Origin of the sequence: Streptosporangium sp. NPDC049644, from assembly GCF_040675205.1 — a bacterium.
In the GTDB taxonomy this organism is placed as follows: Bacteria; Actinomycetota; Actinomycetes; order Streptosporangiales; family Streptosporangiaceae; genus Streptosporangium; species Streptosporangium fukuiense.
In genome coordinates this window covers 1-14,972 of the sequence record NZ_JBFAOJ010000064.1, presented here as the reverse complement: position 1 = coordinate 14,972, position 14,972 = coordinate 1, and the positions used below count along the sequence as shown (strand labels likewise).

The 14,972-nt window shown below is 73.4% G+C and carries 7 protein-coding genes; 3 read left to right on the top strand and 4 right to left on the bottom strand.

The window, feature by feature from the left end; genetic code table 11:
* The first annotated feature begins 4 nt into the window (after window positions 1–4).
* Complete coding sequence (locus AB0J58_RS29590) at window positions 5–1,315, top strand: hypothetical protein (protein WP_364221657.1); 1,311 nt, start codon at window positions 5–7, stop codon at window positions 1,313–1,315.
* 127 nt (window positions 1,316–1,442) lie between these two features.
* Here AB0J58_RS29590 and AB0J58_RS29585 read toward each other — a convergent pair whose 3' ends face one another.
* Together AB0J58_RS29585 and AB0J58_RS29580 are read right to left on the bottom strand one after the other, a co-directional pair.
* Window positions 1,443–3,083, bottom strand: a complete 1,641-nt coding sequence (locus tag AB0J58_RS29585; protein WP_364221654.1) for a hypothetical protein — start codon at window positions 3,081–3,083, stop codon at window positions 1,443–1,445.
* A gap of 427 nt (window positions 3,084–3,510) precedes the next feature.
* Window positions 3,511–4,791 carry an alpha/beta hydrolase-fold protein gene (locus AB0J58_RS29580; protein ID WP_364221651.1) on the bottom strand — a complete coding sequence of 427 codons (1,281 nt, stop codon included), beginning with the start codon at window positions 4,789–4,791 and terminating at the stop codon, window positions 3,511–3,513.
* 253 nt (window positions 4,792–5,044) lie between these two features.
* Between AB0J58_RS29580 and AB0J58_RS29575 the strand changes: the two genes are divergently transcribed.
* Both AB0J58_RS29575 and ccrA read left to right on the top strand, forming a co-directional pair.
* On the top strand, window positions 5,045–11,371 hold the full coding sequence (locus tag AB0J58_RS29575) for an SDR family NAD(P)-dependent oxidoreductase (protein WP_364221648.1): 6,327 nt from the start codon (window positions 5,045–5,047) through the stop codon (window positions 11,369–11,371).
* Entirely contained in the window at window positions 11,368–12,684 is a 1,317-nt protein-coding gene (gene ccrA / locus AB0J58_RS29570; protein ID WP_364221645.1) for a crotonyl-CoA carboxylase/reductase, read from the top strand. Before AB0J58_RS29575 ends, ccrA begins: the two co-directional genes overlap by 4 nt.
* A 112-nt stretch (window positions 12,685–12,796) precedes the next feature.
* Here the strand turns inward: ccrA and AB0J58_RS29565 are convergent, their stop codons facing one another.
* Both AB0J58_RS29565 and AB0J58_RS29560 read right to left on the bottom strand, forming a co-directional pair.
* Entirely contained in the window at window positions 12,797–14,011 is a 1,215-nt protein-coding gene (locus AB0J58_RS29565; protein ID WP_343974770.1) for a helix-turn-helix domain-containing protein, read from the bottom strand.
* Window positions 14,012–14,495: 484 nt separating this feature from the next.
* Window positions 14,496–14,708: an EF-hand domain-containing protein gene (locus AB0J58_RS29560; protein ID WP_343974767.1), complete on the bottom strand. Its 213-nt coding sequence runs from the start codon at window positions 14,706–14,708 to the stop codon at window positions 14,496–14,498.
* Window positions 14,709–14,972 lie beyond the last annotated feature (264 nt).

Genomic DNA, 14,972 nt, shown 5'->3' with positions numbered 1-14,972 from the left:
GGACATGCGACTTACTCTGCGCCGGGCACTCGCCGTCGGCGCCGCGCTCGCGCTCGTCGGGATCATGACGCCCGGGGCCGCGTACTCGCAGGACGACCCCCGTAGCTGCAACGATCTGATGGGGGCCGACACCCCGGCCTACGTCGTGTGTCACTGGCTGGCCAAGCCGGAGGAGGCCCTCGGCGTCGCGCTCTTCTGGGGCAGCGACGACGCGGCCCACCTCAGGGGGGCCAGCCCGATCGACGGCAAGTTCATCGACTGCTCGGCCGGCGCCTGCCCTGAGCCGCCCGGCGGCGGCGCTGAGGGCGACGAGAACTCCCCCCTTCCCGAGGGCGCGGGAGAGGACGGCGCGCCCGAGTGCGAGGCGGGCCAGCAGTGCTCGATCGACGGACACGGCGAGGGCGGCGACGGCACCGTCAGCGGACCCGAACAGACCGGTGCCGCCAAGTCGACCGCCACGAGCACGCAGGACCCCGCCGTCGCGGCGGCCGCGCTGACTCCGGCCGGTCAGGCGATCACCGCGGCGAAGGCCCGGCAGCTGAGGGTCTGGATCGACACCGAACTGGCCGACGACTGGAAGGCGGGCACCGAGACGTTCACCGCCGCCGTCAAGCGCATCGGCGCGCTTGCCGCGCGTCCGGAGGTCACGGGCATCCGGTTCACCTCCCAGCTGGGCTACAACAGCACGTTCAAGACGGACGCGGAGATCACCGCGTTCGTCGCCGCGGCCTCCGACGCCCTCCGCCAGGCCGCGCCCGGCAAGCGGCTGGGCGTCCACACCGTGGTCCCCGAGCTCGCCTGCGGTGCCAACGACACCTGCAAGGCGGAGATGCGCAAGCGGTACCCGCTGCTCGCCCCCGAGAAGATCGAGTCCCCGCTGATCGCGGGCCGTGTCGACCAGCTCTCCCTGGACACCGGCCTGCTGTACGGCGGCTACGACACCTGGAAGATCGACGCCGAGCAGGCCCACCGCAACCAGTGGATCCAGGTCCGGGCCCGGTCGTGGGACGTCCTGGCCCAGATCGCCGCGGAGGAGACCGGTCTCGTCGGCCAGGTGACCGATGAGCAGATCGCCTCCCGGCTGTCGGTGCCCGTCAAGGACGGCGCCGCCCAGCAGGTGAACGTCTGGACCCGCGTCCAGGACGCCCAGGGCGCGGTGAACCGGCTGACCGCCTGGGACCAGCTGAAGAAGCTCACCCCGATCCAGCGCCGCCTGGCCGCCGTCTACGACCCGGCCAACCCCGAGGTGGACGTGACCGCCGACCTCAAGAAGCTCTCCGAGGCTTTCGGCCAGATCTATCTCGCGACCACCTGACGCACTCCCGCGATACCGCGCGATGTCCCGGTGAGGCGGCTCAGGCCGGTTTCACCGGGACCGCGAACCGGCAGACCTGGCCGGTGGGCGGGGCGCCCCGGCTCTCCGGATGCCGGCGGGGAGGACGTCAAGTGCTTCCGTGATCGGTGAGATGTTCCAGCGTGGTGAGATCGATCTCCATGACGCTCGTCCCCGGGGGCAGGCCCAGGGCCTGGACCGTGGCGGTGTGCAGCTCGCCGGCGTGGCCGAGCACCGCCTCGCCGACGAGCAGCTCCAGGCAGCGTCCAGGGAGCCAGGGCGGGTACTCGGTGGGGCGCGTGATCAGGCCGGCCCCCATGACGTGCGCGGCCGTCCGCGCGGCGTCGACGGCGCGGGCCCACGACGACTCGCCGGTCAGAGCGATGGCGAGATGGCTGGGCTGGGCGGGGACGGCGGCGTTCAGCGCGTCGAGCCGGCTCGCGGCGGGACGGCGGTCCGCCAGGAGCGGGAGGGCGGGGGCGGCACCCGTGCGGGGTGCGAAGACCACTCCCTGCTCGAAGAGCGCCGGGTGGTGATTTCCCAGGGTGAGGTTGAGCCCCAGCGCGGCCAGCAGCCCGGGGAGGAGCGTGGTGCGCAGCGACGGCTCGCGCGGGGTGATCGGGTTCGTGAGCGTCAGCGTGGCGCGGCGCGGGTCGTCGGGCGCCAGGCCGAAGGCGTCCCACGCGGCGTCGCAGACGAAGGGGAAACGCGGCGTCTCGACGTACCCCGCCCCCGCCAGCGCGTGCCCGATCCGCCGTCGCAGGCTCTGCGAGCGGGTGAGTCCCCCGCCGGCCTCCCGTCCCCACGGGCCTCTCCTGCCGTGACCGCCTCGGGTCAGCGGGATGATCTCCAGATCGGGCACGGCCCGTGCGGCCGGCACGGCCCGGCTGGTGGCCGTGGTCCAGGGGCGGGGAGCGGGCCTGGGCCTGCCGCCGGGGACGAACTCCTCCATCCCGAGCGGGAAGCGGATGTCGCCGCCGATGATGTCGCGGATGTCCTTCAGGCCGTGCCGGAGCATCAGGGTGCGCTCGACGCCCACGCCGAAGGCGAACGCGCCGTACCTGTGCGGATCGACGCCGCAGGTGGTCAGCACCCGGGGACGGACCGTGCCGCACCAGCCCCACTCGATCCACCCTTCGCCGCCGCACGTCCCGCACGGGCCCGCGGAGACGTCCTCCCGGACGCCGTGGCAGACCGCGCACTCCAGGTACACCTTCGCCGACGGGTCGGTGTAGGCGGCCCGGTGGGTGCGGAGCCGGGTCACCGTGCCCCTGCCGAACACGGCGGCGGCGAAGTGGTCGAGGGTCTTCTTCAGGTCGACCATGGTGAGCCCCAGGTCGACGGCGAGGCCCTCGACCTGGTTGAACACCGGGCTGTGGATGGTGTCGGCCGGGTCGGGACGGAAGGCGCGGCCCGCGCAGACCAGGCGGAGTGGCGGGGTCCTGCCGAGCATCGCCCGTACCTGCGCGGGTGAGGTGCGGGTGCGCAGCACGAGGCCCGACCTCCCGCCGGGCTCCGAGGGGTCTTCGAGGTGGAAGGCCCGGCCGGGGGCGCGGCCGGGGTGGTCGTCGTCCATGTCGAGCGCGTCGAAGGCGAACCACTCGGCCTCCACCTCGGGGCCTTCGACGACGCGGTAACCAAGGTCGAGAAGGACATCGGTCATCTGCTCGGCCACGACGGTCACCGGATGCCGGGCCCCGCGCGAGTCGTGCGGCGCGCCCCCGGCGCGTCCGCTGAATGCGCTCCTCATTACCTATTGCCGCCTCTTCCTGTGTGAGCGCGCTTCCCCCGAGACGGCCAGGCGAGAGCCGCGGGTCACCCTTCGCGGGGATACGGCGGCACACGACCGGACGACCTCGCGCGTGAGACCGGGGGCCGCCTTCGGGAAGGGGATCCGCGGCCGAACGTCCGTCACGGAACGTCGAGATTCACGCGCGGCCTCGAACACTCGCCACGCTGAGTGCTGAAACAACTACTCAAAGTTATTATCTGGTCAACGGTGAGTCAACACGGGACCGGACCGGCGATGGGTCACGGGAGGAGAGCCCGCGCCTTTGGAAGCGGATTCATCGGGAGGCCCGCCGGACGTGGCTCGCCGGACGTGGCTCGCCGGCGGCGGGTCGTCCGGCCGGGACCCGGCGGCCGGCTGTCGTCGGCGCCCGCCGCGCGCCCCGCTCTCACGTCCCGCCGAGCAGGTTCCAGACGTCCTCCTGCTCCCGGGGTGCGGAAGCGTCGTCCTGGGCGGCTTTCAGGCCCAGGGCGGACAGGATCATCGGGAAGGAGCTGCGGAACTCGCGCTCCCAGTAGGGCCAGCTGTGGGTGCCGTCCTTGTACAGGTGCACCACGGGCTTGATGCCGTGGAAGCGGAGCTTGGCGACCAGGTCCCTGGCCGTGTAGGCGGAGATCGGCTCGCCCAGGTGGGCCGGGCTCCAGGGGGCTCCCGGCGGGTCGAGTTCGCCCAGCCTGCTGGTCGTGCCGCTGGAGATGTAGATGCTCACGCCACGCAGGTTCCTGGCATGGGCCGCGGGGTCGTTGGCCTTCCAGACGTCCCGGTTCCTGAGCGGGTCGCCCCACAGCGCCTGCGGGTCCTGTCCCTCGGAGGCCTGCGCGTTCATGATGAGCTCGGGGATGCCCGGCAGGCGGGTGGACATGACGCCGCTGTAGGCGCCCACGAAGCGGAACATCCCCCGGTGCAGCGCGGCGTACTTCATCGCGCCGTAAGCGCCCATGGAGAGTCCCGCGACGGCGCGGCGGCTCCCCGCGCGGTAGCCGGTCTCCAGCAGGCGGCGCACCTCGGACGTGTGGAAGGTCTCCCAGCCGGGGGCGCCTCTCTTGCCCTTGTTGTACCAGTTCGAATAGTTACCCGCCCGGCCCGCCTCGGGCATCACGATGATCGCGTCCATGTCCTCGGTCATGCTCGCGATGCCGGTCATCCGGGTCCACGAGGTGTAGTCGTCGGCACCGCCGTGCAGCAGGTACAGGACCGGCCAGGTGCGGCGCGCGCCCTTCGACCAGCCCTTGGGCACCAGCACGCGGACCGGCAGGGTCGCGTTGACCGAGGGCGACGAGATCTGGAGGTCGAGCGTGCGCGGGCCGAGCCAGGTCTCCTTGACCACGCGCGCGGCGCCCGGCCTGGCGGCAGGCCAGGGCCCCCACGGGCTCTTGCCGCCCTTGCCGGCGGAAGGGCTCGGGCTCGGCTGCGGTTTCGCCGCCTGTCTCACCGCCGAGGCGGTCCTGCCCCCCGGTCTCGCGACCAGAGTGTTGCCTTCCGCGGGTTTCCCCTTCCGGGCGGCCCTTCCCGCCGGGTTCGCCCCCGGAGCGGTCTCGACCGCCGCGCCCGCCTCGCCGCTCCTGTCGCCGGGTGCCGACGCCCAGGCCGGGGCGGCGTGCGCGGTCGAGGGGAATCCGACGACAAGCGCGGTCGCCAGCGCCAGAAGTCCGCGTCGAGCAGGTCGCATGGTCGTTCCTCCACCCGGCCTGGAGACAGTGGCCGTGGCAGGCGACCCTAGGCGGGATGATCGCCGCCCAGCTATAAGCGTTCGCAACGAAATGACGCTGTTACTTGCGCTTTAACCACAAATCTCATCAGATATCGGGCGTTATCACGTTCGTTATAAAACGCCGAGATGGATTGTGGTCTGCCATGGCTCCCTTATCCCGATATGTCTGGGTAAGTTTGCCGACCACCTCGGGTGTTCTTGGAGCTGCCACGTGGACCTGTTCGGTGAAGACGAGATTCGCCGCTTCCTCACGGGGCGTATCGCGACCCGCTGTCGCCTGTCCCCCGCGGATGTCGACCCCGACCGCCCCCTGGAGGAGTTCGGGCTCTCCTCCCGCGACGCCGTCGCGGTGGCGGGGGAGTTGGAGGTGCTCCTCGGCCGCGAGCTGGGACCCACGCTGGTCTGGGAGTACCCCACGATCAACCGCCTGGCCAGGGGGCTCGCGCCCCGCGCGCGGACCGCCCCGGAGAAGGCCGGGCCGGTCGTCTCCGACGAGCCGATCGCGGTGATCGGCGTCGGGTGCCGCCTCCCCGGCTCGGTACGCGGCCCCGGAGACTTCTGGCGGCTGCTCATGGCGGGCGGCGACGCCGTCGGCCAGGTGCCCGAGGGCCGGTGGGAGTCCTTCGACGACGGATCTCCCCGCACCGCCGAGGTGCTGGCCAGGACGACCAGGCACGGCGGCTTCCTGGAGGACATCGCCGGGTTCGACGCGGAGTTCTTCGGGATCGTCCCCGGCGAGGCCGAGACCATGGACCCGCAGCAGCGGCTGCTGCTGGAGACGGCCTGGGAGGCGCTGGAGCACGCGGGCGTCGCGCCCTGGTCGTTGCGCGGCAGCCGTACCGGCGCGTTCGTCGGCATATCCGGCAACGAGTACGCCCACCTGACCACGGCCGACACCGCGAGGGTGGACGCCTGGACGGCGACGGGCGCGGCGTTCAGCATCGCCGCCAACCGGCTCTCCTACCTGCTGGACCTGCGCGGGCCCAGCCTGGCGGTGGACACCGCGTGCTCGTCCTCGCTGGTCGCCACGCACCTCGCCGCGGGCAGCCTCAGGTCGGGGGAGAGCGACCTGGCCATCGCCGCCGGGGTCAACCTGCTGCTCTCACCCGTGATCACCATGGCGTTCGACCAGGGCGGCGGCACCGCGCCCGACGGGCGCTGCAAGAGTTTCGACGCGTCGGCGGACGGGATGGTCAGGGCCGAAGGCTGCGGGGTCGTCGTGCTCAAGAGGCTGTCCGACGCCCAGCGGGACGGCGACCGGGTCATGGCGGTGCTCCGCGCCACCGCGGTGAACCAGGACGGCCGGTCGAACGGGCTGGTCGCGCCCAACCCCGAGGCCCAGGAGGAACTCCTGCGCGGTGTCTACTCGGGTCTGGGCAGTCCCGGCTACATCGAGGCGCACGGCACCGGCACCTTCCTGGGCGATCCGATCGAGGCCCGCGCCGTCGCCGCCGCCCTCTGCGAGGGCCGTACCGCGCCGCTGCTCCTCGGTTCCGCGAAGAGCAACCTCGGCCACCTGGAGGCCGCCGCCGGGATCACCGGTCTGATCAAGACGGTCCTCGCCCTCCACCACGGCGTGATCCCGCCCAGCGTCCACTTCCACCGGCCCAACCCGCACATTCCCTGGGAACACCTCCGGGTCGTCACCGCCCCCACCCCCTGGCCGGACGGGTACCCCCTGGCGGGTGTCTCCTCCTTCGGCTTCGGCGGCACCAACGCCCACGCCGTCCTGGAACCCGCCCCGCGGCGGCGGGAACCGGAGCGTGAGGGGCCGGCAGCGAAGATCTTCCTGCTCACGGACGTGTCTCCCGAGCGGGTCAGGGACCACGCCGGGACGCTCGCGAACTGGGCCGACGCCGAACTCGCCGAGCCCGGCGCCCTCCCCGGGGACGCCCCTGCCGAGGAGCCCCGGCGGCAGGTCTCGCTCGGCGACGTCGCGCACACCCTCGCCCGGCGGGCGGGGCGGGGCAGGGCGGGGGCCGCGGTCGTGGCCGCGAACCGGGAGGAACTGGTCGCCGGGCTGCGGGCCGTACGGGACGGGGCGGGCGTCACCGGAGCGGCACTGGCCGGGGGGCGCGGGCCGGTCTGGGTGTTCTCCGGCTACGGATCGCAGTGGGCGGGCATGGGAGCCCGCCTCTACGCGGAGGAACCGGTCTTCGCCCGGACCATCGACGAACTGGACCCGATGCTCGCCGAGGAGGCGGACATCCGGCTGCGCGAGATCATCGCCGAGGGGGCGGACGCGCCGGGGGTGGCCGTCGCGCAGCCGGTGATCTTCGCGGTGCAGGTGGCGCTGGCCCGGCTCTGGACGGCGTACGGGGCACGGCCGGCGGCGGTCGTCGGGCATTCCATGGGGGAGGTCGCGGCCGCCGTGGTCGCCGGCGGGATCGGGCTGCGGGACGCGGTGCGGGTGATCTGCCGCCGGGCCGCGCTGCTCGGCACGATCGGCGGCGGCGGGGCCATGGCGGTGCTTGAGGTGCCCGCCGAGGAGGTGCCCGGTGACCTGCACGTCGCCGTGTACTCCTCGCCCAGGCAGTGCGTCGTCACCGGCGACCCCGACCGGCTGGCCGTCTTCGCCGCCGAGGTCGAGGCCCGCGGCCTGCTCGCGCGGACGCTGACCGCCGAGGGCGCCGGACACTCACCGCAGGTCAAGCCGCTCCTGCCCAGGCTCCGCGAGGCCCTGGAGGGCATCGCGGGAGGCAAGCCGGAGCTCCCGTTCTACTCGACGGTCTTCGACGACCCCCGCGAGGTGCCGACCTTCGAGCCCGCCTACTGGGCGGCGGGGGTCCGCCGCCCGGTCCGCCTGCTCGACGCGATCAGGGCCGCCGCGGCGGACGGTCACACCCTCTTCACCGAGATCAGCCCGCACCCGGTGCTGGCCGGAGCGCTGCGCGAGAGCCTGCCCGCCGGAACGGTGATCACCCACTCCCTGCGCCGGGGGCACGACGAGGAGATCCGCGCCCAGCTCGCCGCGACCGTGGTCGCGATGCCCTCGCTGCTGCCGTCCCGCTCCGGCACGCTCGCCGACGTTCCACCGTCACCCTGGCGGCACGAACGCCACTGGATCTCCGCCACCAGGTCGTCCGCGCTCCCGCCGGGCACCCATCCGCTGCTCGGGGTGCACGTCGAGAGCCCGGCGGGGCACGTGTGGACGACCACGCTGGACGACCTGTCCGACGTCCCCTGGCGGCTGGAGCCCACGGTGTGGCGGCCGCACAGCCTGCCGATCATGCCGCTGGTCGTGGTCGCGGCCCTGGCCCAGGCGGCGGCCCTCGCCGTGCACGGTCAGGCCGAGCTGGCCGACGTCACCCTGACCGGCTTCCTGCCGCTGCCCGCCACGATCACCACCACCCTCACCCCTTCGGGCGAGGTCGAGATCGACGCCAGGAACGCCGCCGGGGTCTGGGTCCGGTACGGCACCGCGAGCATCGTCGCGGACTCGCCCGTCGTCGCCGCCGTACCGAGCCCGGCCGAGCTGGCCGGACGGCTGCGCGTACCGGCGGGGACACCGGTCGAGATCGAGGTGCTGGAGCCGGACGGCACCCCGGTCGGGCTGCTGGCCAGGGACGTCCCGGCCGACGCGCTACCGGTGCCCCTGGCGGGCAAGCTGGTGAGGCGGGTCTGGGCCACCGAGGCGGGGACCGACGCCCGGCCCGCGGAGAGGGGACTCGACTCTCTTCGGGCCCGTGGCTGGCTCATCCTGGCCGGAGACGAGAACCCGCGGGCCGAGCGCCTGGCCGCCGGGCTCGCCGCCGCCGGACACATCGCCCGCACACTCACGATGCCCTGCCTCTCCCCGCCTCCTGCCGCGACCTCGCCCCTGGTGCCGGCCCAGCGACCCGCCCCGCACGCGGCGACCCGCCTCGTACCGTCGTCCCCGGCCGGGGTGCCGCCGAGTGACGAGGTCGTGCTGCTCGTCCCCGCGGGCCTGACCCCGGCGGGGAGCGAGGCGCTGCTCCTCGCCGTGACCGCGACCGTCCGCGAGCTCGTGGCGCCGAGGCCCGGGGAGGGGCCCGGCGGTGGTGGCGGGACCCGCCTGAGGATCGTCACCGACCGGGCGCAGGCCGTACTGGACGGGGAGCCGGGTGACCCGGGGGCCGCCGCGCTGCGCGGGCTGGTCCGGGTCCTGGCCTTCGAGCATCCGGAGCTGCGAGCCTGCCTGGTGGACGTCGACGACACGGAGTCGCTCCTGACGGAGCTGGCGGCCGACGAGCCGGACGACGAGGTGGCCTGGCGCTTCGGCATCCGGTACACCGCCCGCCTCGCCGCCGTACCCGACCTGGCGGGCGGCCCTGGAACCGGCCCCGGCACCGGATCCGGCGCGGTCGGGCGGCGCTGGGCGACGCCGGTGGTACGGCGCGGCGGGGGATACCTGATCACCGGGGGGTACGGCGGCCTGGGGCTGGTCGTGGCCCGCTGGCTGGCCGGGCGGGGCGCGGGGCGGATCGTGCTCGGCGGGCGGTCGGGGCCCTCCGCCGAGGGGGCCGCCGAGATCGAGCGGCTGCGCGAGCTGGGCGTCGACGTCCAGGTGGTGACCGGTGACCTGGCCGCGCCGGGGGGCGCCGTACGGCTGGTCAGGGCCGTGACCGACGGAGGGGTGCGGCTCCGGGGCGTGGTGCACGCGGCGGGCGTGCTGGACGACCGTCTCGTCGTCGACGTGGGCTCGCCGGACCTGCACCGGGTCTGGTCGGCCAAGGTCCACGGCGGTCTGGCACTGCACCAGGCGACCAGGCAGCCGAGTCTGGACTGGTGGGTGGCGTTCTCCTCGGCGGCCGCGCTGCTCGGCTCGCCCGGCCAGGCCGCCTACGCGGCGGCGAACGCCTGGCTGGACGCGCTCTGCGACCTGCGCAGGTCCGAGGGGCTGCCGGGAACGACGATCAACTGGGGTACCTGGGCCGAGGTCGGCGGGGCGAGCCAGGCGGCGCTGCCCGCCGTCTCGCCCATCACGCCCGGCGAGGGAGTCGAGGCGCTGGAGGCGCTTCTCGCCGCCGAGGCGGACGCGGCGGGCGTGCTGCGGCTGGACGTGGCGACCGCCGTCGAGCTGTTCCCCGGCATCGCGCGCATGCCGTACTTCGCCGGCCTGGCGGGCGCGGGGGCGGGCGCCGGGGGCTGGGCGGGTGCCGAGGCCCTGGCCGACATGGAGCCGGGCAGGGCCGTCGAGGTCGTGGTCGGCAAGATCAGGGAGCGGACGGCGGCGGTGCTGGGGTTCGACGCCGCCTGGCTCCAGGAGGACACGGTGCTCACCGAGGCGGGCCTCGACTCGCTGGCGGCCACCCGGCTGCGCGGCACGATCGAGCACGACTTCGGGGTGGCGGTGCCCGCCGCGCCGATGCTGCAGGGGGCGACCCTCGGGGACGTGGCCATGGCCGTCGCCGTGGAGCTCGGCCTGGGCGGCACGGCGGCCCCGGCCCGCCGGGTGGAGCCGAGGGACGCGGCGGAGCGGCAGGTCGTCGCCGCGCTCACCCGGATACTCGGGCGCGAGCCGGGGGTGACCGAGGAGATCCCCGAGGAGGTCCTGCCGGTCCTGCTCGACGTCCTCGGCCGGGAGACGGGCCGCGCGCTCGCCGAGGGCGAGGGCGAGGGCGAGCGGGCCGGCCCGCGTACCGGCCCGCGTACCGGCTTGTGGACCGGTGCCCAGGTGGCCGACCTGGTACGGGAGATCGACGAGGAGGAGGCCGCCCGTGGCCTCGTCCGCCCGCTCACCCCCGCCGCCCACGCCTACCTGGCGGTCCGCTCCACGGAGGCGGGGGAGCGGGTGCCGCTCTTCCTGGGGCATCCGGCGGGTGGGACCACGGGGGTGTACTCGCTGCTGGCGGGGCTGCTCGGCGCCGAGCAGGTGGTGTTCGGGCTGGAGCGCCCGGCGGACCTGGGGGTGTTCGGCCCCGAGGCCGGGGTCGAGGAGCGGGCCGCCCGGTACGTGGAGGAGATCAGGAAGGTGTGCCCCTCCGGTCCCTACCGGCTGGGGGGCTGGTCGTTCGGGGGAGTCCTGGCGTTCGAGATCGCACGGCGGCTCGGCGCGGAGAACGTGGAACTGGTCGCGATGATCGACTCGGGTCTGCCCGACGAGGTCGAGGCGGCAGGGCGGGCGGAGATCGTCGCGCGGCGGTACGCGGACTTCGCCGCCTATCTCGACGAGACCTACGGGGTGCGGGTCGACCTCGTCCATGAGGAACTGGTGGCCCTGGACGAGGCCGGGCAGCTCGCGCTGGTGGAGGCGCGCGTCGCCGAGTCGGGGGTGCTGGACCTGCTGGGGGAGGCCATCCTGCGGCACCAGATCACCTCGCACGAGGACACCCGGGCGCTGGAGGCGTACCGGGCGGGGAGCTATCCGGGGCGGGTGCTGCTCTACCGCTCGACGGAACCGACCCCGTGGGCCGTGGAGGACGTCCGCTACACCCATGCCGACGACCCGACGCGGGGGTTCGGCCCGTTCAGCCCGGCGCTGGAGATCGTCACGATCCCCGGTTCGCACCACCTCAACCTGCTCGATCCGCCGCACGTCGAAGTCATCGCCGCTCACCTTGGAGGCCAGGAATGACCCTCGCACAGGCCGTCGTCGACGGTGCCGATCCCGAAGAGCTCGCGCGGCTCGACGTCCCCACGACCTTCAGGGCCGCGCACACCCGCAAGGGCGAGGTGGGCATGTTCGGCCGGAGCAGGCACGGCGTGAACGGCGTCGACAAGGACATCACCAGATCCGTCCACGTGGGCGAGGTGCCCATGCCCGAGCTCGGCCCCAACGAGGTGCTGGTCGCCGTCATGGCGAGCGCGATCAACTTCAACACCGTGTGGACGGCCATGTTCGAGCCGATCCCCACATTCGCCTTCCTGGAGCGGTTCGGGCGCGAGGACCCCCGGCACGACAAGGACTTCCACGTGCTCGGCTCGGACGCCTCCGGAGTGATCGTCCGGATAGGCGCCGCGGTACGGCACTGGAAGATCGGCGACCGGGTCGTCGTGTCGCCCGCCTACGTCGACGAGCAGGACCCGATCAGCCACTCCGACTCCATGCTCGGCTCCGACCTGCGCGCCTGGGGGTTCGAGACCAACTACGGCGGGCTGGCCGAGTTCGCGGTGGTCAAGTCCACCCAGCTGCTGGCCAAGCCCGGACACCTGACCTGGGAGGAGGCCGCCTGCAACATGCTGTGCGCCTCCACCGCCTACCGCATGCTGGTCAGCGAGCGTGGATCCCGGATGAAGCAGGGCGACGTCGTGCTCATCTGGGGGGCCACCGGCGGGCTCGGCGCGTACGGCGTGCAGCTGGTGAGGAACGGCGGCGGCATCCCGGTGGGCGTCGTCAGCTCCGCGGAGAAGGCGGAGCTGCTCCGCAGGATGGGCTGCGAACACGTCGTGGACCGCTCGCAGTTCGAGCACCTCGGCGACGAGAAGTCCTGGCGGAGGTTCGGCGCCGAGGTCCGCCGCCAGGTCGGCGAGGACCCGCACATCGTCTTCGAGCACACCGGTCAGGACACCTTCGGCGCCTCCGTCTACGTCGCGCGGCGCGGTGGCTCGGTCGTCACGTGCGGGTCGTCCAGCGGCTACGACCACGCGTACGACAACCGGCACCTGTGGATGAAGCTCAAGCGGATCGTCGGCTCCCACGGGGCGAACTACCAGGAGTGCCACGAGGTCAACCGGCTGCTCTCGCTGGGCCTGCTGCATCCCACCCTGTCGGCCGTCTACCCGCTCGCCGAGACCGGCGCCGCCGCCCGCGCCGTGCAGCTCAACGAGCACGTCGGCAAGGTCGGCGTGCTCGCCCTGGCGCCCGCCGAGGACCTCGGCGTCGAGGACCACGCGCTCAGGGAGCGCGTCGGCGAGGACCGGCTCAGGCTGTTCCGAGGCTGGCAGTGACCGGAAACGTTCACCGGATCGGATGATCACGCGGCGGCCGGTCGTCTCCGGTCTGCCGGACGGCCTGCGATGACCAGGCCGTTTCCGGCTTTCCGGGAGTCGTCCGCGGTGATCAGGCCGTGCCGGCGGCGGCGGACTGGCGGGCCCGCAGGACGATCTCCAGCTCGAACCGGACATCCGGGTCGCTGAGCTGGTCGCCGTACAGCTCCTCCAGTTGCCGCAGGCGATAGCGCACGGTCTGCGGGTGCACGTGGAGCCTGGCGGCGACCTCCCCGGCCCCCCGGCCGTGCCGCAACCAGGCCAGCAGCGTCTCCGCCAGCCGGTCCTGCTGGCTGGGCCGCAGATGGGCCAGGGGCGCCAGCCGCACCTTGGTGAGCGCGGTGACCAGCTCCTCGTCCTTGAACACGATCAGCGTGGCCATGTGGTCGGAGCAGCGGAGCAGGCCGCGCTGCTCGGTGAGCACGCCGCGCCTGTGCAGGTCGAGCGCCTCGCGGGCCCAGCGCAGCGAGGTCGCGGCGGCGGCCAGCGGGACTGCGGGACCCACGGCCGCCTTCCAGCCGCGCAGGCCCTTCTCCAGGGTCTGGGCCTGCCCTGGGCCGTCGGGGTCGGGCACGATCAGGCAGGGGCCCGGCCGGTCGAGGCCGGCCAGCACGTCCGGCGGCAGTGAGGGGGGACGGTAGCCACCGGGGTGCTCCTCCAGCGCGACCCCGGCCACGGTCTTGGGCAGCCGCCATCCGGCGGTCTTGGCCAGCTCGACGATCGCGTCGGGGGACGCGGCCGGCTGGCTGAGCAGCAGGTCCATCAGCCGGTGCCGGCGGCGTTCGATCTCCCCGGCCGCGCGGGCCCTGGCCTCCTCGAACCCCTCGGCCGCGGCGTCGGCCAGCTGGTCGAGATAGACGAAGATGGCCTCCCCCAGGTCGTAGAGGTGCTGCGGGGTGAGGCCGAGTTGCTCGGACTGCTCGGTGAGCCGCCGCCAGGCGACCCGGGCGCCCAGGCGCATCGCGGTCTGCAGCGGGTCGAGGTTGCGGCCCTCGTTGGCCTCGCCGCGCCCGATCGTCCGGAAGACGTCGGGCTCCCACGGCGCGTTGGGGTTCTCGATCCGGTCGACGAACTGGCGCAGGGCCTCGTCCACGGCCAGCCTGATGGCCTTGATGTAGTTCGTGTCGGCCGGCCGGGCGTACTCGGGGATCCGCGCCGTGATCTCTTCGATCACCTGGTGTGCGACCTGGGCCAGGCCCGGCCTCAGGAGCTTGGCGACATTGGCCGGAGCCGAACGCCACAGCCGATGGTCGGGCAGGTCGTGAGATCTCGTTCTTCGGCCGTTCAAGCCTGGGACAGCGATTCGGGTGTGTTCCTTTGTCGCCATAGACCCTCCCGTCGGAGTGCGCCTCAGATTCTCACCTAATTGACACTTTGGACAATTAGCAAACGCTTGTTCTTGTCTCAAATGCAACATGTGACGTCTTCGGCGGGAGGGACTGATCGGGACCGAGCGGTTCCGTGCCTGGCCAAGGGGTACGGGAGGCGGCCGGGAGTGCCGGTGGCGAAACCGGGGCCGGTGGGGCCGATCGGTGAGATCTGTCGTCGCCGGGGCGCGGAGGCGGCGGGCGTGCCGGCGGTGAGACCGAGATCGGTGGGGCCGGGGTCGGTGAGGCCGGTCGGTCGGCGGGACCTGTCGTCGCCGGGGCGCGGAGGCGGCGGGCGTGCCGGCGGTGAGACCCGGTGTTGGCCGGGTGTCCGCGGCGGGGAAGCGGACCTGACCGGGGTGCCCGGTTCGGGCCCGGGCGGGCACCCCGATCGGATCAGGTCGGTCAGCCCCTGGTCTGGGCGAGATAGCCGGCGAACTCATCCAGGGAGATGAGGCCGTCACCGTCCTGGTCGATCCTGGCGACGGCCGTCGCGGCCGCCTCGGGGGTGATCGGCTGGCCGAGCACCTCCATGAGCCTGGTCAGCTCGGGGACCGAGATGAGGCCGTCACCGTCAACATCGACGATCTTGAAAGTTGTCGCGTAGTCGTCCGCCACGATCGCATCCGCCTTAGGCAGCAGGGAAATCAGACGGCAAGCACACTAGCGGCATTCGGGGTGCCCTTCCCGGCCGAATCCGGAGGATCGCTCCTGTTCCGGGTGTCGTCCCGGGCGCGGGCCGAGCCCTCGAGGGTTGACCCTGTCCCGGGTGCGGGCCGAGTTCGGCGGGTCGTGTCCGTTCCGGGCATCGGCCGAGCTCGGTGGTGTCCCCGTCCGGGCACCACACGGGCAGGGGCGCCGCCGATTCGATCGGCGGCGCCC